Source organism: Enterobacteriaceae bacterium ESL0689 (assembly GCA_029433525.1).
GTDB lineage: Bacteria > Pseudomonadota > Gammaproteobacteria > Enterobacterales > Enterobacteriaceae > JAQTIF01.
Map to the genome: position 1 here is coordinate 73891 of JAQTIF010000002.1, position 22355 is coordinate 96245.

Here is a 22355-nt window from a genome sequence, read left to right on the forward strand (position 1 = left end):
GGCAAATGTTAAATAAGGGCGACAAGAGTCGCCCTTTCTATTTGATTACAGAACGAATGGTGTAATCTGTCAAGTAAACTGCTTGTTCTGTCGGTGATGTATCCCGACAGCGTGAAGATTACTCGCCTTTCGCTGCTTTGAAAGCTTCAGCCATTGCGTTGTTAGAGAAGCTTGCTTCTTCCTGCTTATTAACCGTCGCGATAGCATCTTTCTCATCGGCTTCGTCTTTAGCACGAATTGACAGACTGATGGCGCGATTTTTACGATCAACACCGGTGAATTTCGCTTCGATTGTATCGCCAACGCTTAACACCTGAGTTGCATCTTCAACACGGTCACGGGAAGCTTCAGAGGCACGCAGATAACCTTCAACACCGTCAGCTAACTCAATAGTTGCACCTTTCGCATCAACCGCGGTCACTTTACCGGTAACGATGGCACCTTTCTTGTTCACCGCAACCCAGTTGTTGAACGGATCTTCTGCAAGTTGTTTAACGCCCAGAGAAATACGCTCACGCTCAGCATCCACCTGGAGAACAACAGCGGCGATTTCGTCACCTTTTTTGTAATCACGAACGGCTTCTTCGCCAGCAACGTTCCAGGAGATATCAGACAGATGAACCAGACCATCAATACCACCATCGAGACCGATGAAGATACCAAAGTCAGTGATAGATTTGATCTTACCTTCAACCCGATCACCCTTATTATGGGTTTCGGCAAACTGCTGCCACGGGTTAGATTTGCACTGCTTCAGTCCCAGTGAAATACGACGGCGTTCTTCGTCGATATCCAGAACCATCACTTCGACAACGTCACCCACGTTAACGACTTTAGAAGGATGAATATTTTTGTTGGTCCAGTCCATTTCAGAAACATGAACCAGCCCTTCAACGCCTTCTTCGATCTCAACAAAGCAGCCGTAATCCGTCAGGTTAGTGACGCGACCAGTGAGTCTGGTGCTTTCCGGATAACGTTTAGCGATAGCCACCCATGGGTCTTCACCCAGCTGTTTCAGTCCCAGCGAGACACGGGTACGCTCACGATCAAATTTCAGCACTTTAACGGTGATTTCATCGCCTACATTGACGATTTCGCTTGGATGCTTAACACGCTTCCATGCCATATCAGTAATATGTAAAAGACCATCGACACCGCCCAGATCGACAAAAGCGCCGTAATCTGTGAGGTTCTTAACGATCCCTTTGACTTCCATGCCTTCCTGCAGGTTTTCCAGCAGTTGGTCACGTTCTGCACTATTTTCAGATTCAATAACAGCACGGCGGGAAACAACGACGTTGTTACGTTTCTGGTCAAGCTTGATCACTTTGAATTCAAGCTCTTTGCCTTCCAGGTGCAATGTGTCACGTACCGGGCGAACGTCAACCAGGGAACCTGGCAAGAATGCACGAATACCATTCAGCTCAACAGTGAAGCCACCTTTAACTTTGCCGTTGATAATACCGACGACAGTTGCAGCTTCTTCATAAGCTTTTTCCAGTGTAATCCAGGCTTCGTGACGTTTTGCTTTTTCACGAGATAGCAGCGTTTCACCAAAGCCGTCTTCTACTGCGTCCAGTGCAACGTCAACTTCATCGCCCACCTGGATTTCCAGTTCACCCTGGGCATTTTTGAACTGTTCAGCCGGGATAGCGGATTCAGATTTCAGACCCGCGTCAACCAGCACAACGTCTTTGTCGATAGCAACAACAACACCGCGAACGATAGAACCCGGACGGGTTTCGATCTCTTTTAAAGATTCTTCAAACAGTTGAGCAAAAGATTCAGTCATGTTTAATTTTCAGGTTTCATATTTAACGTCCATCTGGCTCCGTGTCAGATGGGGTTGTTTAACATACCCGTTGTCATTCCATTGCAGCGGGGTACTACCATAATTCATTTATCAAGCATAATTCACAGGCTATTTTATCATCAGGCCATAGCCAGTTTTTGACGCGCGTAGTGTAGCGCTTTTTCAATAACCTGCTCAATATTTAGTTCTGTTGAATCGAGGACTAACGCATCATCCGCCGGAATCAGCGGCGCGACACTGCGATGACGATCACGATTATCACGTTCTTTTATCTCAGATAAAAGGTGTTCGAAATTAACACTAATACCGGTTTTCTGCAACTGTAACATACGGCGACGGGTGCGTTCTTGTGCCGAGGCATCAAGAAAAATTTTCACCGGTGCATCCGGGAAAACAACGGTTCCCATATCACGACCATCGGCAATCAGACCCGGTAATTGACGAAAGGCGCGCTGACGACGAAGCAATGCTTCACGTACCCGGGGAAATGCAGCGACTTTCGAGGCGGTATTCGCGACCTCCTGGGTACGAATAGTCGCGCTGACATCCTCCCCCTCCAGCACAATCTTCAGCTTATCATCCGTCGTGACAAAACACACATCCAGATGCGCAGCTAATGGCACCAGCGTATCTTCCTGTTCAACATCAACATGGTGATGTAGCGCTGCGAGCGCCAGTACACGATAGATAGCGCCAGAGTCGAGCAAATGCCAGCCGAGGGTTTCTGCCATTGCCTTGCACAAAGTGCCTTTACCTGCCCCACCCGGCCCATCAATTGTGATGACTGGAATCATTGCCGTCATTATTTTCTCCTTTCGCATCGCAGGCGCATAACGCGTAAACGCTGCGCATTATACGCAACTATTAATAAAAAGTGATCATTGCCAGATAACGACGCATAAAAAGAGAGGAAATATTAAAGAAGGGAGTCATCAGAGTGGGCTGTTGCCGGTAACATCAGCCCAAATAATATGTTTTATTCGCTGGCTGGCGTACTAATACGCGCTAATTGTGCAAAATAATCCGGGAATGTTTTAGCGGTACATTGAGGATCAAGGATTGTGACCGGCATATCAGATAACGCAACCAGTGAAAAACACATCGCCATGCGATGATCGTTATAAGTCGCAATTTCAGCGAACTGTAACGCTTCCGGTGGGGTGATACGAATAAAATCGTACCCTTCTTCTACTTTCGCCCCTGTTTTACGCAGTTCAGTTGCCATCGCCAGCAAACGATCGGTCTCTTTAACACGCCAGTTATAGATGTTACGGATGGTCGAGGTGCCGCTGGCAAATAACGCCGTCGTCGCAATAGTCATCGCGGCATCAGGTATGTGATTCATATCCATATCAATCGCCTTCAGATCACCGCGCGTGCAGGAGATATAATCATCTCCCCAGTGAATCGATGCCCCCATTTTTTCCAGCACATCGGCAAAATGAATATCACCCTGTACACTGTTGCGACCAATACCGGTCACTTTCACCGTTCCTCCTTTTATCGCTGCGGCGGCGAGAAAATAAGAGGCTGAAGACGCATCACCTTCAACCAGATATTCCCCTGGAGACTGATATTGCTGATGACCGCTGATAATAAAACGTTGCCAGCCCTGATTTTCCACCGTGACACCAAATATTTTCATCAGATGCAGGGTGATATTGATATAAGGTCTGGAAACCAGATCGCCTTTGATGGTAATCACGGTATCTTGTGGTGCCAGCGGTGCAACCATCAATAATGCGGTCAGGAACTGGCTGGAAACACTGCCGTCAACCGTCAGCTGCCCTCCGGTAAAGCCACCATGCAGATGGAGCGGCGGATAATTTTCCTGCTCCAGATAGTCAATACTGGCTCCCCCCTGACGAAGCGCATCCACCAGGTGACCAATGGGCCGTTCTTTCATCCGTGGCTCACCGGTTAATACAATATCGTTATGCCCGAGGGACAAGGCTGCTGTTAACGGGCGCATCGCGGTTCCGGCATTCCCCAGATAGAGTTCCAGCGCATGATCCACCTGCAATGGCCCCCCTTTCCCCTGCACCTCACAACGGGTGCGGTCAGCCGATAATTGATAGTGCACACCAAGGCTATGTAACGCATTGAGCATATGACGAATATCGTCACTATCGAGTAAGTTGGTCAGCACGGTCGTACCCTGTGCTAATGCTGCCAGCAGTAAAGCGCGGTTAGAAACACTTTTTGATCCTGGCAGGTTCACACAGCCATCGACCCGCCCAATAGGTTGTAACGTCAGGGATTCCATCACTTAACTCTTAAATAAAGAATAAAGCCCCACCAACCTGCTGTCGGTGAGGAATAAAAAAGATAAACCAGGATTTAGCCGTGGCGACGCTCAAAATCCTGCATGAAATCAGTTAGCGCCTGTACACCCGCCAGCGGCATAGCGTTATAAATAGAAGCCCGCATGCCACCAACCACCCGGTGTCCTTTCAGGGCGTGTAGCCCGGCAGCAAAAGACTCTGTCAGAAATAGGGTATCCAGCGCACTGTCAGCCAGCTGGAACGGCACATTCATTCGTGAGCGATTTTCAGCTATGACATCATTACGATAGAAGTCACTGCGATCGATCGCGCCATAGAGGAGATCCGCTTTTTGCTGGTTAATTTTGTCCATTGCGCTGACCCCCCCCTGTTTCTGCAACCATTTGAAGACCAGCCCCGCCAGATACCATGCAAATGTCGGGGGAGTATTAAACATCGAATCGTTTGCATCCAGCACGCTGTAATCCAGAATCGATGGGCAGGCGATATTCGCTTTACCGAGCAGATTTTCGCGCACAATCACCAGTGTCAGACCGGCAGGGCCAATATTTTTCTGCGCGCCAGCATAGATGACACCATAACGACTGACATCAATCGGGCGCGAAAGCAGTGTTGAGGAAAAGTCGGCCGCTACCATCACATCATCGGCAAAATCTGGCGTTTCATCGATCGCGATACCATCAATCGTTTCATTCGGGCAATAGTGCATATAGGCAGCCCCTGGGGTCAATGACCACTCGCGCATGGGCTTGACTGCCCGCAACCCTTGCTTCGTCACTCTGATATCAATCACATTCGGCGCACAATATTTTTTCGCTTCTTTCGCTGCACTGGCGGCCCAGTATCCCGCATCAATGTAATCTGCTGTTGTTTTATCACCGAGCAGGTTCAGCGGCACACTGGCAAACTGGCCGCGTCCCCCTCCCTGGCAAAACAGCACTTTATAACTGGCCGGGATATTAAGCAGCGCACGCAAGTCCTGTTCGGCCTCTTCCGCGACCTGAATAAATGCTTTGCCGCGATGACTCACCTCCATGACGGACGTCCCCTGACCATTCCAGTCACGCAGTTCATGTTGTGCCTGTCTGAGCACTTCCTCCGGCAGCATTGCCGGGCCCGCACTAAAATTATAAACCTGAGCCATTTTCCTTCACCCTGTTGTTATGTTGTTGGTCGCTGCCTTACGGGCATCAATGATGATTGCTGTAACCAGTGGTTTTATCATTCGGTGGTAGATACCGCAATCAATAAAACAGGGCCAGGCTTTTGTCATCCCGCCACAGCATAGCGCTGTCCGGCTAAAACCCGTATCATGCACACTTTAATGCTTAGAAAAGTGGTCGCTATGAAGCAAACTTTTATTCCCGGTAAAGATGCCGCGCTGGAAGACTCTATTGCCCGATTCCAGCAAAAATTGCTCGATCTCGGACTGGATATTGAACAAGCCTCGTGGCTGAATCCGGTTCCCCATGTCTGGTCAGTACATATCCGTGATAAATCCTGTCCATTGTGCTTTGCCAATGGCAAAGGCGCTACGCAAAAAGCGGCGCTGGCTTCTGCATTGGGTGAATATTTTGAGCGCCTGTCGACTAACTATTTTTTTGCCGATTTCTGGTTAGGCGAAACTGTCTCTCAGGCTCCCTTTGTTCACTATCCGAATGAACAGTGGTTCCCGATCCCTGAAAACGATGCCATACCAGAAGGTCTGCTGGACTCTCACTTACGCGCCTTCTACGATCCTGATAATCAACTGACTGCCAGTATGCTGGTTGATCTGCAATCAGATAATAAAGCACGCGGTATTTGTGGACTTCCCTTCATCCGCCAGTCAGATGGCGAAGTGATCGCGATCCCCGTGAATATTATCGGCAACCTGTATGTCTCTAATGGGATGTCGGCCGGAAATACGCCAAATGAAGCGCGCGTGCAGGCATTATCAGAAATATTTGAGCGCTATATTAAAAATCGCATCATTGCGGAAAGTATTAGCTTACCCGAGATCCCACCCGCAGTGATGGCACGCTATCCTGCAGTTGTCGAGGCGATCAACGCCCTGGAGGCCGAGGGTTTTCCTGTTTTTGCTTACGATGGCTCGCTGGCGGGTCAATATCCGGTTATCTGTGTTGTGTTGTTTAATCCCGCAAATGGCACCTGCTTCGCCTCTTTTGGTGCTCATCCGAATTTTGGCGTCGCACTTGAACGTACTGTCACTGAATTGTTGCAAGGCCGCAGCCTGCAGGATCTCGATATCTTCACGCCCCCGACTTTTGATGATCAACAAGTCGCTGATCCTACCAATCTTGAAACCCATTTTATCGATTCCAGTGGTTTAATCTGCTGGGATCTGTTCAAACAGGATGTCGATTATCCTTTCGTGGACTGGGATTTTTCAGGCACGACGGAGCAAGAATTTACTGCCCTGATGGCTATCTTCAACAGAGAAGAGAAAGAAGTTTATATCGCCGACTATCAGCACACCGGTGTCTATGCTTGCCGGATCATCGTGCCAGGTATGTCAGATATTTATCCGGCAGAAGATCTGTGGCTGGCCAACAATAATATCGGCAGTTCCCTGCGGGCAACGCTGCTGGCTTTGCCAGGCAGTCAATGGCAAAAAGAAGACTATCTCGCCTTGTTGAACCAGCTTGATGATGAAGGATATGACGACTTTACCCGGGTACGCGAACTGCTGGGACTGGCGACAGGCACCGATAATGGCTGGTATACCCTGCGTATTGGTGAGCTGAAGGCGATGTTAGCGCTGGCGGGCGGAGATCTGGCGCAGGCGTTAATCTGGACCGAGTGGACACAGGAATTTAACGCTTCCGTCTTCAGTGCTGAACGCGCCAGTTACTATCGCTGTTTACACACCCTGCTGTTATTGAGCCAGGAAGAAACACGTCAGCCACAACAATATCTGCCAGCTTTCATTCGCATGTATGGTGCCAGTGCCGTGGAAGCCGCCAGCGCCGCACTCCGGGGAGAAGCGCCGTTTTATGGTTTACAGACGGTCGATAGCGATCTGCATGCTTTTCCGGCCCATCGTGCCTTACTGGCAGTCTATGACAAACTACAACAGGCGAAAGCCCGCTTCTGATCCAGTTAACCCGTTATTTTGTCGATTGTTTCTTGCTGATGGAGCCCGCGAGGGCTCCTTTTCTATTGATCGATGATTTGATTAAAAAAAGTTATTAAAATGTTACATTATGCAATGTAATAGGGCTTTTTTATTAATTTTAATCACTCAATTCCGTTTTTAAGCCCCCAATTCGGGATCGATCAAGCAAAAAAATCAACATATTTTATAAATATTAAAATTTATTTTTATCATTATAAACAATAAGTTACACTAAAATAGCATAAAAATCAGACACTGCTTCCAGGGGTAGATCCGGCAGTATATGATCTACATCAATTTTTTGTCGATAATGCTTTGTTAGTATTCCACTGCCAATTTTTATGAAAGAGAGAGTTAGTGTGAAAGCTGACAACCCTTTTGACCTCTTACTCCCTGCAGCAATGGCGAAAGTTGCTGAAGAAGCGGGGGTTTATAAAGCTACAAAAAAACCAATAACCACGTTTTATCTGGCGATTACCGCAGGTGTGTTCATTTCTATTGCCTTCGTTTTTTATATTACGGCAACGACAGGAACAGCGACCATCCCTTTCGGTATTGCTAAATTAATCGGTGGACTCTGCTTTTCACTCGGTCTGATTCTGTGTGTCATATGCGGTGCGGATCTGTTCACTTCCACTGTTTTAACTATCGTGGCAAAGGCCAGCGGACGAATCAGCTGGGGTCAGCTTGCTAAAAACTGGCTTAACGTTTACATCGGCAATCTTATTGGTGCTTTGTTGTTTGTCTTGCTGATATGGTTGTCAGGCGAGTATATGGTAGCTAATGGCAGCTGGGGACTGAATGTCCTGCAAACGGCCGACCATAAAATACATCATACCTTTATCGAAGCCGTCTGCCTCGGTATTCTCGCTAATCTGATGGTCTGTCTGGCCGTGTGGATGAGCTATTCTGGCCGCACGCTGCTGGATAAATCAATCATCATGATTTTACCTGTCGCGATGTTTGTCGCCAGCGGTTTTGAGCACAGCATCGCTAATATGTTTATGATTCCGATGGGAATCGTCATTCGTCACTATGCCAGTCCGGAATTCTGGATCGCTGTTGGTTCCCATCCGGAAAATTTTTCTCACCTGACCGTTATGAACTTCATTACTGATAACCTGATTCCGGTAACTATCGGCAACATTATCGGCGGTGGTGTACTGGTTGGGTTAACATACTGGGTTATTTATCTGCGTGGTCATGATCACCATTAAAACGGTCATGCCAGACAATAAATAAAAAATCCATCAAAAAGGTAGGTGTTATATGTCCGAACTGAACGAAACATTGGCCACAGCCTGGGAAGGTTTTGCTAAAGGTAACTGGCAAAATGAAGTCAACGTCCGTGACTTTATCCAGAAAAACTATACCCCTTATGAAGGGGACGAATCCTTCCTGGCTGGCGCAACGGCCGCAACCACTGAGTTGTGGGATAGCGTTATGGAAGGCGTTAAGCTGGAAAACCGCACTCATGCACCCGTCGATTTTGACACCGCTGTCGCCTCCACGATCACCGCTCATGATGCTGGCTACATTAACAAAACGCTGGAAAAAATCGTCGGTCTACAAACCGAAGCACCACTAAAACGTGCGATCATTCCGTTCGGTGGCATAAAAATGGTGGAAGGCTCTTGTAAAGCCTATAACCGCGAACTGGATCCCAGCCTGAAAAAAATCTTTACTGAATATCGTAAAACCCACAACCAGGGTGTTTTCGATGTTTATACCCCGGATATCCTGCGTTGCCGTAAATCAGGTGTTTTGACCGGTCTGCCCGATGCCTATGGCCGTGGTCGTATCATTGGTGATTATCGCCGTGTTGCCCTGTACGGTATCGATTTCCTGATGAAAGATAAATTTGCCCAGTTCAGCTCTCTGCAGGAAAGACTGGAAAATGGCGAAGATCTGGAAGCGACCATCCGTCTGCGTGAAGAAATCGCTGAACAGCACCGCGCGCTGGGTCAGATTAAAGAAATGGCGGCCAAATATGGCTACGATATCTCTAATCCAGCCACTAACGCACAGGAAGCCATCCAGTGGACTTACTTTGCCTATCTGGCCGCAGTGAAATCACAAAATGGCGCGGCGATGTCCTTCGGCCGTACTTCCAGCTTCCTTGATATCTATATCGAACGCGACCTGAAAGCCGGTAAAATCACTGAACAGGACGCCCAGGAAATGATTGACCACCTGGTCATGAAATTACGTATGGTGCGTTTCCTGCGTACTCCGGAATATGATGAGCTGTTCTCAGGTGACCCTATTTGGGCAACCGAATCTATCGCCGGTATGGGACTTGATGGTCGTACTTTAGTGACCAAAAACAGCTTCCGCTTCCTGAATACCCTGTACACCATGGGGCCTTCTCCAGAACCGAACATGACCATCCTGTGGTCAGAAAAACTGCCGTTAAATTTCAAGAAATTTGCCGCTAAAGTTTCCATCGATACCTCTTCTCTGCAATATGAGAATGATGATCTGATGCGTCCGGATTTCAACAACGATGACTATGCTATCGCCTGCTGCGTCAGCCCGATGATCGTCGGTAAGCAGATGCAGTTCTTCGGTGCGCGCGCTAATCTCGCGAAAACCATGCTGTATGCCATCAATGGTGGCGTTGATGAAAAACTCAAAATGCAGGTTGGCCCGAAATCAGAACCGATCAAAAGCGATGTGCTGGACTTCGATGAAGTCATGACCCGCATGGATCACTTCATGGACTGGCTGGCTAAGCAATATGTCACTGCACTGAATATCATTCATTACATGCATGACAAATACAGCTATGAGGCTTCGCTGATGGCACTGCATGACCGTGACGTTATCCGTACAATGGCATGTGGTATCGCGGGTCTGTCAGTGGCTGCCGACTCACTGTCAGCAATCAAATATGCGAAAGTTAAACCTATTCGCGATGAAAATGGTCTGGCTGTTGATTTCGAAATTGAAGGTGAATATCCGCAATTTGGTAACAACGATCCACGTGTCGATGATATGGCGGTTGACCTGGTAGAACGTTTCATGAAGAAAATTCAGAAACTGCATACCTATCGTAACGCTATCCCGACTCAGTCAGTTCTGACCATTACCTCCAATGTCGTGTATGGTAAGAAAACCGGTAATACCCCTGATGGTCGTCGCGCTGGCGCACCATTCGGACCGGGTGCTAACCCGATGCATGGCCGTGATCAGAAAGGTGCCGTCGCTTCTCTGACTTCTGTGGCTAAACTGCCATTTGCCTACGCTAAAGATGGGATCTCCTACACCTTCTCTATCGTACCGAATGCATTAGGTAAAGATGACGATGTGCGTAAAGCTAATCTCGCGGGTCTGATGGATGGTTATTTCCACCACGAAGCTTCTATTGAAGGTGGCCAGCATCTGAACGTCAACGTAATGAACCGTGAAATGCTCATCGACGCGATGGAAAACCCGGAAAAATATCCACAGTTGACTATCCGCGTCTCTGGTTATGCGGTGCGTTTTAACTCCCTGACCAAAGAGCAGCAACAGGATGTTATTACCCGTACTTTCACTCAGGCGATCTAAGCCCGATTGATTAAAAGTCGCTGTTAAATAGAGTATAATATGGCCCCACCTTGTGGGGCCTTTTTATCATCTGCTGAGCCATAGTCTTTTTTGTCTGCCAACTCTGTTATCTGAAGCGGGATGGCAACCAAAACAGACTCGACACAGCCCGTGAGCTGTGCATCAACAGGGTCCCTGACAGACCCCATCCGGAGATATCATCGCAATGTCAACTATTGGTCGTATTCACTCCTTTGAATCCTGTGGCACGGTTGATGGCCCCGGCATTCGTTTTATTACTTTCTTTCAGGGTTGTCTGATGCGTTGCCTGTATTGCCATAATCGTGACACATGGGATACCCATGGTGGTAAAGAGATTACCGTTGAAGAACTGATGAAAGAGGTGGTGACCTATCGCCATTTTATGAATGCTTCCGGCGGCGGTGTGACCGCTTCCGGTGGGGAAGCTATCCTCCAGGCTGAGTTTGTGCGTGACTGGTTTCGAGCCTGCAAAAAAGAGGGTATCCACACCTGTCTTGATACTAACGGTTTCGTGCGCCGTTATGATCCGGTTATTGATGAATTACTCGAGGTGACCGATCTGGTCATGCTCGATCTCAAGCAGATGAATGATGATATCCACCAAAATCTGGTGGGTGTCTCAAATCATCGTACCCTGGAATTTGCCCGCTATCTGAGCAAGAAAAATATCCGGGTCTGGATCCGCTACGTCGTTGTTCCTGGCTGGTCAGATGATGATGATTCCGCTCATCGCCTCGGTGAGTTTACCCGTGATATGGGCAATATCGAAAAGATCGAGTTACTGCCCTATCATGAATTAGGTAAACATAAATGGATAACGATGGGTGAAGAGTATAAGCTCGAGGGTGTTCACCCCCCCAGTAAAGAGACGATGGAGCGGGTAAAGAAAATCCTTGAGCAGTATGGTCATCAGGTCATCTATTGATATATCCGGGGTATTCTCCCCGGACGATCCCAGGGGTTATATTGCAGATGACGGTGGGCAATCTTCTTTGTGATACAAGGTCAGTAGATAAACCAGCGCAACACAGGCAATCACAATAAAGAACAGCTGATCTGAAAAATGCTGCATTAACATCGCGGTAAAAGTCGGGCCAAACAGGCTCCCGATAGTGTAGCTAATCAGTAGTGCCTGATTCATCGCCACTAGCTGGTAATGTTCTACTTTTTCGCAAGCCCAGGCCATTGCCACCGGATAGAGAGTAAAACTGGCGGCTCCCAGCATAAGCAACCCTGGGGCCATCGCCATATGGCCCAACATCACCAGGCAACCTAAAATCACAATAGCAACCTGACCGCGTAGCACCCGCAGGCGACCATAACGATCCGCCAGATAGCCAACCGGCCATTGACCGATAATACCTGCGCAAACCAGCAAGGCTATCCAGATACCAATCCTGGCATCACTCACCCCCTGATGATTCAGCCATAACGGCATCAGACCATACAGTGAACCCAGCACAATACCTGATACAATACAGCCTGTTATCCCATGACGTGCCGAACGTAATTTTAACATTGGCCAGATATGTACCGGCTGATGTGGTTTATCATCGTGGTTGCCAATCTGCGCAAAGAGTAACGGCAGAATGGCCAGTAATGTCAGCGCCGTTGCCCAGGGCAATACACTCATCAATTGCGTGGGTAAACGGCTCACCATCAATTGTCCCAGCACGGTGCCGAGATAATAAACCACCATATACGCTGCCAGCAGACGGCCACGATTCTGCGCACTGCCACTGGAAACCAGCGCACTTTCCACCACCACCCAGATCATGGCACAGCCAATACCCGCGATAAAACGCCAGCTAAACCAACACCAGAAGTTAATCGCGCTCCCTAACCCGGCACAGCCAATAGCAAAAAGCAGTGAGGCCAGGTAATAGCTACGATTAAATCCCTGATGCCTGATGACCCATCCTGTAAGCAACGTCCCTGCCAGATTACCGGTAAAATAGGCAGATCCTATCATCCCTACCTGCCAGGTGGGCATATCTTTATGTGCCAGCCAAAGCGGGACAAGCGTATTGAGTACCGCTATCGCCAGCGTCGATAAAAGCAGGCCACAAAGCAACATTCTTACGGGGTGGGTATAAATAGACATGAAAAACAACCATCGAACAGTAAAGGTAAATTTTATTAATATGGCGTCAGCATGATGCTGATACTGCAAAGATAGCAGAATTATAAGCGCCCGCAGGCGCTTATATTAAAGAAGATCGGCAGGATTAACCGATAAATTCAAGACCGCGCATATAAGGACGTAACACTTGCGGAATGACAATACGCCCATCCGCCAGTTGATAATTTTCCATTAATGCCACCAGGGTACGCCCTACCGCTAGTCCGGAACCATTCAGTGTGTGTACCAGGCGTGTTTTCTGGTCCGACTTGCCCCGGTAACGCGCCTGCATACGACGCGCCTGGAAATCGCCAACATTAGAACAGGAAGAAATTTCACGATAGGTATTCTGTGCCGGTATCCAGACTTCAAGATCATAGGTTTTGGCTGCGCTAAACCCCATGTCACCAGTACACAGCGCCACTTTACGATAAGGTAACTCCAGCAGCTGGAGAACTTTTTCTGCGTGACCGGTCATCTCTTCCAGCGCCGCCATCGAATCTTCCGGACGAACGATCTGAACCATTTCGACTTTATCGAACTGGTGCATACGGATTAAACCCCGGGTATCACGCCCATAAGAACCGGCTTCAGAACGGAAACAGGGAGTATGAGCCGTCATTTTAATCGGTAGATCTTCTTCATTGATGATTTCACCGCGCACCAGATTAGTCAGCGGCACTTCCGCCGTGGGGATGAGTGCGTAATTGCTGCTCTCTTTTTCCTCTTCCAGTGGGCGGGTATGAAAAAGATCAGCCGCGAATTTGGGTAACTGTCCGGTGCCATACAGGGTTTCCTGGTTAACCAGGTAAGGAACATAATTTTCACTGTAGCCATGCTGTTCGGTGTGTAAATCCAGCATGAATTGCGCCAGCGCACGGTGCAGACGCGCGAGAGGCCCCTTCATTACGACAAAGCGCGCTCCGGTGAGCTTCACCGCAGCGGCAAAATCGAGGCCATTGTGCATCTCTCCTAACGTCACATGGTCGCGGATCTCAAAATCAAACTGACGCGGCGTTCCCCAGCGGCTGACTTCGACATTATCATGTTCATCACGCCCCACCGGGACATCATCTGCAGGAATATTGGGGATGGTTAAGGCGATATGACGGATTTCCGCCTGCAGGGTATCCAGTTCGGCTTTTGCCGCATCCAGCTCCTCAGCCAGTTTATTGACCTGCAAACGCAATGGCTCAATATCTTCGCCGCGCGCTTTTGCCTGACCGATCGATTTTGATCGTGAATTACGCTCTGCCTGCAAATTTTCCGTGGTAACCTGTAACACTTTACGGCGTTCTTCCAGCGCGCGCAGTGTATCTACATCCAGCTTAAAGCCCCGGCGTGCCAGTTTTTCAGCGACTGCGTCTGGCTCGGTACGCAGCAGATTGGGATCGAGCATGCTTATCCTGTGCTTATTGAATTAAAAGAAATAAAAAAAGGGGTGCCGATTCCGGCTCCCGGAAATGTTAATAACCTTACCGCAACCTGTTTACTCGCGATAGCGTTTTATCGGGCTATTTTTATCCTGCTCACTGAGCCAGGTTAGCTTTTCGCCAATTCTGGCTTCCAGTCCACGACTGGTTGGCTGATAGTAACGCGTCTGTGCCATCTCTTCGGGAAAATAGCTCTCTCCCGCCGCATAGGCATTGGCTTCATCATGGGCATAACGATACGTCTGGCCATAGCCCATCTCTTTCATCAGTCGGGTGGGAGCATTACGCAGATGAACCGGAACATCGTAATCCGGGCGATCGCGGGCATCGGCCATGGCCGCTTTAAACGCGGTATAAACGGCATTACTTTTCGGCGCACAGGCCAGATAGACAATCGCTTGCGCTATCGCACGCTCTCCCTCCGCTGGCCCCACGCGCGTGAAGCAATCCCAGGCGGCAAGTGCTACCTGCATCGCCCGGGGATCGGCGTTGCCGATATCTTCAGAGGCTATCGCCAGACAACGGCGGGCAACATAGAGCGGATCACCACCTGCAGTAATAATCCGCGCATACCAGTAAAGTGCGGCATCAGGCGCACTACCACGCACGGATTTATGCAAGGCAGAGATCAGATCGTAAAAACGATCCCCTTGATTGTCGAAACGTGCACTACGCTCCCCTGCGATTTCACGTAGTTGCGCGATATGCAGTACACGCTGACCTGTCGTATCGGCTTCTGCCATATCCGCCATCATTTCCAGGGTATTCAGCGCACGGCGTGCATCACCATTGACCAGCCCGGCAATCGCCTGCCGTGTCTCCTCCGGCAGGACAATATTCTGTTCGCCGTAGCCGCGCAGCTTGTCATTCATCGCCTGAATAAGCACCTGTTCAATTTCACTGCTGGTCAGCGATTTGAGTAAATAGACCCGCGCCCGCGATAATAACGCTGAGTTGAGTTCAAATGAGGGGTTTTCCGTGGTGGCACCAATAAACGTGATCGTGCCATCTTCAATATGGGGTAAAAAAGCGTCCTGCTGGCTTTTATTAAAACGATGGACTTCATCGACAAACAGAATGGTACGCATGCCCGCCTGGCGATTTTGCCTGGCTCGCTCAATCGCTTCGCGGATCTCTTTGACACCGGATGTAACGGCAGAAATACGCTCAACACGGGCACTGGCATAGTGGGCAATCACCTCGGCCAGCGTGGTTTTCCCGGTGCCGGGCGGGCCCCATAAGATCATTGAGTGTAGATGCCCGGCCTCAATCGCGCGCGGTAAGGGCTTACCCGCAGCCAGTAAATGCTGCTGACCAATGTATTGCGCTAAATTTTCTGGCCGCATACGCGCGGCCAGAGGTTGAAATGTCTTGTCAGAAAAATCGAGCGACAAATTACCCACATGCGCCTCTATTTACGTTGGTCATCCACAGTTACTCCTTGTGGTGGTGTAAAAGTGAATTTCGCGGCATCGATTGCTTTCGTTTGTGCTGATTTCAGCCGATAATCACTGCGCTGATCATCCTGCTCTATCGCGCTGAATTGATGGATAATGCCATCAGGCGTGACATTAATTGCCACCTGTTTCAGGTTACCGCCGTTTCTTTTCGGGGTCAGAATAAAATCATCGCCCTGTTGTTTAATATTATATTGTTGCCAGTCGGCAGACTGATTACGGGCTATCAGCATAAAAGGGGTATTGTCCGTCGCATCCTGCAACCAGCTGGCCGTCACCTGCTCGACAAATGGATTGTAAAACCACAATGTTTTACCGTCGGAAATCAGAATGCTTTCATCAGGCTGGGTCATGTGCCAGTTAAAAAGATTAGGCCGTTTAACCCACAACTCACCCTCGCCGCTTTGTACCGTATTACCGCTGCCATCGGTTACCTGCTGGCTAAAGCTGGCATGGAAACTGTTGGTTTTATCCAAGCGGCTTTTCAGATCATTAACGGCATCCGCCCGCACCGAGCCGACAATCAGCCCGGAGAGTAATGCACCGATGATTGCAAATTTTTTCATTATCATTTCCTGAATAGCTCAACGGCTCATTTACTCGCCGGAAGGGGGTGCCAGCACCTCACGGTTACCGTTATTACCTGGCTCACTGACAATACCTTGTATTTCCATCTGCTCGATAATCCGTGCCGCACGATTATAACCAATACGGAACTGACGCTGAACGCCAGAGATCGACGCCTTACGTTTCTCAGTCACGAAGTTAACCGCCTGATCGAACAGTGGATCCAGATCTTCACCACCATCAAAACTATTACTATTTTCGCTTTCACTATCTGAAGTGATACCGTCAATATATTGCGGGCGTCCACGAGCTTTCCAGTCCTGAACAACAGCATGAACTTCTTCATCACGCACAAACGCGCCATGCACACGCACCGGCATAGCTGAGCCGGGGCCAGCGTAAAGCATATCCCCCATTCCCAGTAACGATTCGGCACCGCCTTGATCAAGGATAGTACGTGAATCAATCTTACTCGAGACCGTAAAAGCGATACGTGTCGGTATATTGGCTTTGATAAGCCCGGTAATCACATCGACGGAAGGACGCTGGGTTGCCAGCACCAGATGAATACCTGCGGCACGGGCTTTCTGCGCCAGACGGGCAATCAGTTCTTCCACTTTTTTGCCGACAGTCATCATTAAGTCCGCAAACTCATCGACCACCACCACGATACAGGGGAGTTTTTCCAGTACCGGATGGGTGGTATCCATGCTGTCACCGGGTTTCCAGTAAGGGTCCGGAATCGGACGCCCCATACGGCTAGCCTCAGCGATCTTCGCATTATAGCCGGCGAGATTACGTACCCCCAGTGCTGACATCAGTTTATAGCGGCGTTCCATCTCATTGACACTCCAGCGCAAGGCATTAGCCGCGTCTTTCATATCAGTGACGACTTCTGTCAACAGATGGGGGATACCTTCATAAACAGACAATTCCAGCATTTTTGGATCGATCATGATGAAACGCACATCTTCCGGCTGGGCTTTATAGAGCATGCTAAGGATCATCGCATTGACGCCCACGGATTTACCCGACCCAGTGGTTCCGGCGACCAGTAAATGCGGCATTTTCGCCAGATCGGCCACCACCGGCTCGCCAGCGATATCTTTCCCCAGTACCATCGTGAGGGGCGATGTGCTATCACGAAATTTAGCGTTATCCAGCACTTCCCGCAGATAGACGGTCTGACGTTTCTTATTTGGTAGCTCCAGACCGACGTAAGGTTTGCCAGGGATAACCTCGACGACACGTACCGCGACGGTTGACAACGAACGAGCCAGATCCCGCGAGAGGTTGGAAATGCGCGATGCCTTGACCCCAGGCGCCAGATTTAACTCAAAGCGCGTGATAACCGGCCCAGGTGAATAGTGCACAACATCAGCTTTAATCCGAAAATCCGCTAGCCGTGCTTCAACCAGACGCGCCATCTTTTCCAGTTCAAAGGTATCGACAGGCTCAACTTTAGCCGGCGGTGGAGTAAGAAGATCCAGCGACGGTAACGGTGTAGTTGGTTTATATAATGGGCGGTCATCGCCATTACGCATCAGCAAAGGATGAAGCAAACTCTCCTGCGTCGGTTCAGGATCAGCAGGCTGTGATGGCGATACCTGCGGCACCACGGGTTCAGCGGGTTGCCACGAGCGTTGCATTTCTGATACCGGGGTAAATAATGGTGCGCTGGGCGTTTCTTCAGCAACGGCTTTCGCTGTGTCAGCAACATCATCCTGATCATCCAGCTGAAACGGCAAGATATCGGGTGGCTGTTCGCTACTGTAACGCTGACGCTGTGATGCCGCGAACTGGCTAGCCAGTTCACTCTGTTGTTGTGCATCGGCTAACTCATCCACAGCGTCCATTGAGGTTATTTCATCGGCAGAGGTTATCTCATCACTGCTGTTCTGCAGGTTCTCATTATGACGCGCTTGCTCTTCTGCCATGCGTTGTGACGGCAGTTTAATGCCATATGATGCCAGCTCTCGACGAGTGGGGACGTGTACAGGTTTCGCCGGTGGCAATTTGGGGCCGATCCCCTCTTTTACCTGCATACGTGGTTTATCCGCTACCGGACTGATTACCAGTTCTGCAAATGCGGGGATGGCATCATCTGTCTTATCAGACTGTGTCACGGGAGAAACATCAGCCACCGATTCAGTCACCAGCGATGAAGATGACGGGGTCATCATCGGTTCAACGGATGAATAAGGCTCCGATGTCACAAAGGGGGTCATAAGCGAACTCTCTGGCTCCGGGATCGGCTGATACCAGGCCGCCAGTTGTTCATGTTCACGGGCGCGTTTTTCTTCTACTTCTTCAAAGTAATACAAAGGCGGCCGTTGTGGTTTCGTTTCATCCGCCACCTCTTCTTTGGTTTCACTGTCAGCGGCAGGAATATATAACCTCATCGGCTCACTGCTTTGCCGGGCAGATTCTGACTGATAAAGTGGGGTTGCCTTTAATGAGTCGGTTGGCTGTGGCTCCTGTTCCGTGGCACGGCTGGGTTGCGTTGCCTGATTTATCGCCATGTCACTCCAGCGCGATGACGCGTCACTTTCCGCGATGATGGTGTCCGTTGAAGCAGCGTTATCTGGCTCATTACCGGGGGAATCTTCAGACTGATGTTCAAACCCAGGAGAGATCTCGCTATCAGACAATGGCAACATCATTGCCGCTATCTTTTCGGCTCTCCTGGCAGGATTGCTCTGCATATCTTCGTCAGGATCGTCCATCCTTTTACCGGAGAAGAGTGCAGCATCCGTATTATTGGCCATCGGATTGGTGAACTTATCCGCCAGGTTCTGGCGACGTAAAATGCTATGCAGACGATGAGTACGCCCCTCTTTCGATGAGCGCGCCTTATGCTCATTTTCTTTATCATCATCATCGTCACACTCCTGGTCAGGGTTGCGACGACCACGACGACTGATGAAAGCAAGAAGCGAAAAAATAGCACTGCCAATTTTTTCAGCAATTGTGATCCACGACCAGCCAGTAAACAAGGTTAACCCGGCCGCCCAGACACAGAGCAGAAGAATAATGCCACTGCTGTTGTGTAATAACGGTTTCATCGCCGTATTTAATAAGCTTCCGATCAACCCACCTGAGGCGAAATTCCAGATATCATCCGCATTCATGGCTGCCAGACCACAGGATGTGAGGATCAGCGCCAGTGCGCCAATCAAACGTAACGCCACCGAAAAGTAGTCAATGTTGTCATCGCTCGCCTGATGGCGCCAGGCAAACCAGCAACTGCCAATGATGAGCAGTGGGATGATATAAGCTATTACACCAAACATAAACAGCAAGGTATAAGCCAGCCAGGCACCCGGCATACCCCCTATATTATGAATAGGCTCATGCCAGGCGGTTTGTGACCAACTGGGATCGGAAGGATTAAAGCTAAGCAGTGCTACCATCAACCAGATGGCAAACAGGGAGCACAATATGAGTACCGCCTCCAGGAGGCGATTCCTGCTACTGAGTTTTGTCAATTTGACTTCTTTGTCTTCTGTATATTCCTGGCTCAAGAAAAGCTCTCCAGGTATCAGGCGGTTTCCTGCCTGCTGCTAAAACGGGAAACAGCACCAGGTTACCCCCAGCACTGTTGCTGTATGGATTAACAGGATTGTAATCAAACAATACTGATTTTGCACCTGTTCCGTGTTAGCGCGTTTTAATAACCAGACGATTGCTTTGCTTCACTTCTTCCATCACAACGTAAGTACGCGTGTCATTAACACCTGGTAAGCGCAGCAAAGTTTCGCCTAATAATTTACGATACGCTAACATATCCGGAACGCGGGTTTTTAACAGATAGTCAAAATCTCCGGACACCAGATGACATTCCTGAATTTCTTCAACCTTCTGGACTGCGGTATTAAACTGTTCAAACACATCGGGTGTACCCCGATTCAGCGTGATTTCAACAAATACCAGAAGTGATACCCCGAGATAATGGGGATTGAGTAATGCGGTATAACCTTGAATAAATTTATGCTTTTCCAGACGACGCACTCTTTCGAGGCAAGGTGTCGGTGAAAGTCCTACACGTTTAGACAGTTCGACGTTAGAAATACGTCCATCTTTTTGCAATTCGTTTAAAATATTGCGATCAATACGGTCAAGATCCTTGCCGGGACGTTTCTTGCTATCTACCATTATTATTGCCTCTCCATTCCTTTATTCTTTTCCTGTTTCTTTTACGACTCAAAAAACTTTATCACCTGATGCTATCCTGGGTATGACTCAATAGAAATTGAGTCCTTGCAGAATCTGTATTTAATAAGCGCTTATCCCCCCGGCGTTATTGACCCAGCCAGCCTGGACACGAACAGCGCGGAGAAACCGCAACGCACACGTAGTACGTGAGGATTTCGAGCACTGCCCCGGGCCAAAATGGCAACTAAAATAACCTGGTGGGCCAGGCGCGAAGCCGGTGACCTGACAGCAACAATAAACATCAGACATGGTGTTTATCGATATTATACATAGATTTCACTGAGCCAGATAAACAGTCGCATCGCCTGTGCATACCGGCTCAGCATACTGCTGGCTTGATGCATTGATGGCTTTATTCTCATCCGGATAACGTATTATCGAAAACGTTACTTTTTTACCACTTTATTGTAACCTGAATAATTTACCTGACATAAAAACGTCATCATCCGTTCATGAGGATCCTGCTTTTACTCCTGACTTCAATGTTTTCGCAAAAGCACAGCAGATTGTCAAAGCAAAACATCAATTTCTGGCGCAATATATCCGATATTCATCATTATTCTTTATATCTGTATCTTTAATGACCACATCAGCGCCGGGATAAATTAATCCTGTATAAATAAATCCGTTGGTTTATCGGTAAAACCGATTGTACATATTGTTAACAATACGATCGTACTCTTTTTTTACGTCGCTAAATTTCCTACAATTCAGTTCCATCACTCGCCTTTTCAGTACGGAGATCTCATGGCTGCGACCAAACACAGTAAACTGCTTATCCTTGGCTCTGGACCCGCGGGGTATACCGCGGCTGTCTACGCGGCCCGTGCAAACCTGCATCCGGTACTGATTACCGGGATGGAACAAGGAGGACAGTTAACGACAACAAGCGAGATAGAAAACTGGCCTGGTGATGCCAGCGATCTCACTGGCCCGCAGCTGATGGCACGTATGCATGAACATGCAGCAAAATTTGCCAGCGAAATTATTGTCGACCATATTCATCATGTCGATTTGCAAAACCGGCCTTTCCGTCTGAAAGGCGACGAGTGTGAATATACCTGTGACGCCCTGATTATTGCAACCGGCGCTTCAGCACGTTATCTGGGATTACCTTCAGAAGAAGCGTTTAAAGGACGCGGTGTTTCTGCCTGTGCCACCTGCGATGGCTTCTTCTACCGCAACCAGAAAGTCGCGGTGATTGGTGGTGGCAATAGCGCCGTTGAGGAGGCGTTATACCTCTCAAATATCGCCGCTGAAGTCCACCTGATTCATCGTCGGGATACCTTCCGCGCCGAAAAAATTCTTATCGATCGCCTGATGGATAAAGTCGCCAATGGCAATATTATTTTGCATACCCATCGTATCCTGGAAGAAGTTGTCGGTGATCAAATGGGGGTGAATGGTTTGCGCCTGCGCGATACCCAGCACCCTGAAAATACAGAATTATTATCGGTATCAGGGCTATTTGTTGCGATTGGTCACAGCCCGAATACCGCTATTTTCGAGGGGCAGCTCGCGCTGGAAAACGGCTATATTAAAGTCCGTTCAGGGCTGGAAGGCAATGCCACTCAAACCAGCATTCCTGGCGTTTTTGCTGCCGGTGATGTGATGGACCATATTTATCGTCAGGCGATCACCTCAGCGGGAACCGGCTGTATGGCGGCGCTGGATGCTGAACGTTATCTGGATAGTTTGCCTGATATAAACAGATAATTCTGAAACAGAAAACGTATCCAAAAGGCGACCAGACATCGCCTTTATTTTTCCCT

The 22355-nt window shown here is 48.9% G+C and carries 15 protein-coding genes; 5 read left to right on the forward strand and 10 right to left on the reverse strand.

Annotated elements, in window-relative coordinates; genetic code table 11:
- Positions 1-118: 118 nt before the first annotated feature.
- The 4 genes from rpsA to serC all read right to left on the reverse strand — a co-directional run bounded on the left by rpsA (position 119) and on the right by serC (position 5242).
- The gene (gene rpsA, locus PT300_12070; GenBank protein ID MDF7681281.1) at positions 119-1792 is read right to left on the reverse strand and encodes a 30S ribosomal protein S1; all 1674 of its coding nucleotides are present in this window, start codon (positions 1790-1792) and stop codon (positions 119-121) included.
- A gap of 140 nt (positions 1793-1932) precedes the next feature.
- The gene (gene cmk / locus PT300_12075; GenBank protein ID MDF7681282.1) at positions 1933-2616 is read right to left on the reverse strand and encodes a (d)CMP kinase; all 684 of its coding nucleotides are present in this window, start codon (positions 2614-2616) and stop codon (positions 1933-1935) included.
- A gap of 173 nt (positions 2617-2789) precedes the next feature.
- Complete coding sequence (aroA, locus tag PT300_12080; protein ID MDF7681283.1) at positions 2790-4079, reverse strand: 3-phosphoshikimate 1-carboxyvinyltransferase; 1290 nt, start codon at positions 4077-4079, stop codon at positions 2790-2792.
- A 74-nt stretch (positions 4080-4153) separates the two neighbouring features.
- Entirely contained in the window at positions 4154-5242 is a 1089-nt protein-coding gene (gene serC, locus PT300_12085; protein MDF7681284.1) for a 3-phosphoserine/phosphohydroxythreonine transaminase, read from the reverse strand.
- Positions 5243-5443: 201 nt separating this feature from the next.
- Here serC and ycaO point away from each other — a divergent pair, with 201 nt between their 5' ends.
- The 4 genes from ycaO to pflA all read left to right on the forward strand — a co-directional run bounded on the left by ycaO (position 5444) and on the right by pflA (position 11714).
- Positions 5444-7195 carry a 30S ribosomal protein S12 methylthiotransferase accessory factor YcaO gene (ycaO, locus tag PT300_12090; protein MDF7681285.1) on the forward strand — a complete coding sequence of 584 codons (1752 nt, stop codon included), beginning with the start codon at positions 5444-5446 and terminating at the stop codon, positions 7193-7195.
- 380 nt (positions 7196-7575) lie between these two features.
- Positions 7576-8433, forward strand: coding sequence for a formate transporter FocA (focA, locus tag PT300_12095; GenBank protein ID MDF7681286.1), 858 nt, complete (start codon positions 7576-7578; stop codon positions 8431-8433).
- Positions 8434-8485: 52 nt separating this feature from the next.
- Positions 8486-10768 (forward strand): formate C-acetyltransferase, encoded by a 2283-nt coding sequence (pflB, locus tag PT300_12100; protein ID MDF7681287.1) that lies wholly within the window; start codon positions 8486-8488, stop codon positions 10766-10768.
- Between the two features lie 205 nt (positions 10769-10973).
- The gene (gene pflA, locus PT300_12105) at positions 10974-11714 is read left to right on the forward strand and encodes a pyruvate formate lyase 1-activating protein (protein MDF7681288.1); all 741 of its coding nucleotides are present in this window, start codon (positions 10974-10976) and stop codon (positions 11712-11714) included.
- A 36-nt stretch (positions 11715-11750) separates the two neighbouring features.
- Here pflA and PT300_12110 read toward each other — a convergent pair whose 3' ends face one another.
- The 6 genes from PT300_12110 to lrp form a co-directional block, all read right to left on the reverse strand.
- Entirely contained in the window at positions 11751-12893 is a 1143-nt protein-coding gene (locus PT300_12110) for an MFS transporter (GenBank protein MDF7681289.1), read from the reverse strand.
- A 124-nt stretch (positions 12894-13017) separates the two neighbouring features.
- Positions 13018-14310 (reverse strand): serine--tRNA ligase, encoded by a 1293-nt coding sequence (serS, locus tag PT300_12115; GenBank protein MDF7681290.1) that lies wholly within the window; start codon positions 14308-14310, stop codon positions 13018-13020.
- Between the two features lie 90 nt (positions 14311-14400).
- A complete protein-coding gene (locus PT300_12120) occupies positions 14401-15747 on the reverse strand; it encodes a replication-associated recombination protein A (GenBank protein ID MDF7681291.1) in 1347 nt (448 codons plus the stop codon).
- Positions 15748-15755: 8 nt separating this feature from the next.
- Positions 15756-16367 carry an outer membrane lipoprotein chaperone LolA gene (gene lolA, locus PT300_12125; GenBank protein MDF7681292.1) on the reverse strand — a complete coding sequence of 204 codons (612 nt, stop codon included), beginning with the start codon at positions 16365-16367 and terminating at the stop codon, positions 15756-15758.
- A gap of 30 nt (positions 16368-16397) precedes the next feature.
- Positions 16398-19892 (reverse strand): DNA translocase FtsK 4TM domain-containing protein, encoded by a 3495-nt coding sequence (locus tag PT300_12130; GenBank protein ID MDF7681293.1) that lies wholly within the window; start codon positions 19890-19892, stop codon positions 16398-16400.
- A 136-nt stretch (positions 19893-20028) separates the two neighbouring features.
- Entirely contained in the window at positions 20029-20523 is a 495-nt protein-coding gene (gene lrp / locus PT300_12135; protein ID MDF7681294.1) for a leucine-responsive transcriptional regulator Lrp, read from the reverse strand.
- A gap of 807 nt (positions 20524-21330) precedes the next feature.
- Between lrp and trxB the strand changes: the two genes are divergently transcribed.
- Positions 21331-22299 carry a thioredoxin-disulfide reductase gene (gene trxB, locus PT300_12140; GenBank protein ID MDF7681295.1) on the forward strand — a complete coding sequence of 323 codons (969 nt, stop codon included), beginning with the start codon at positions 21331-21333 and terminating at the stop codon, positions 22297-22299.
- The last annotated feature ends 56 nt before the right edge of the window (positions 22300-22355 follow it).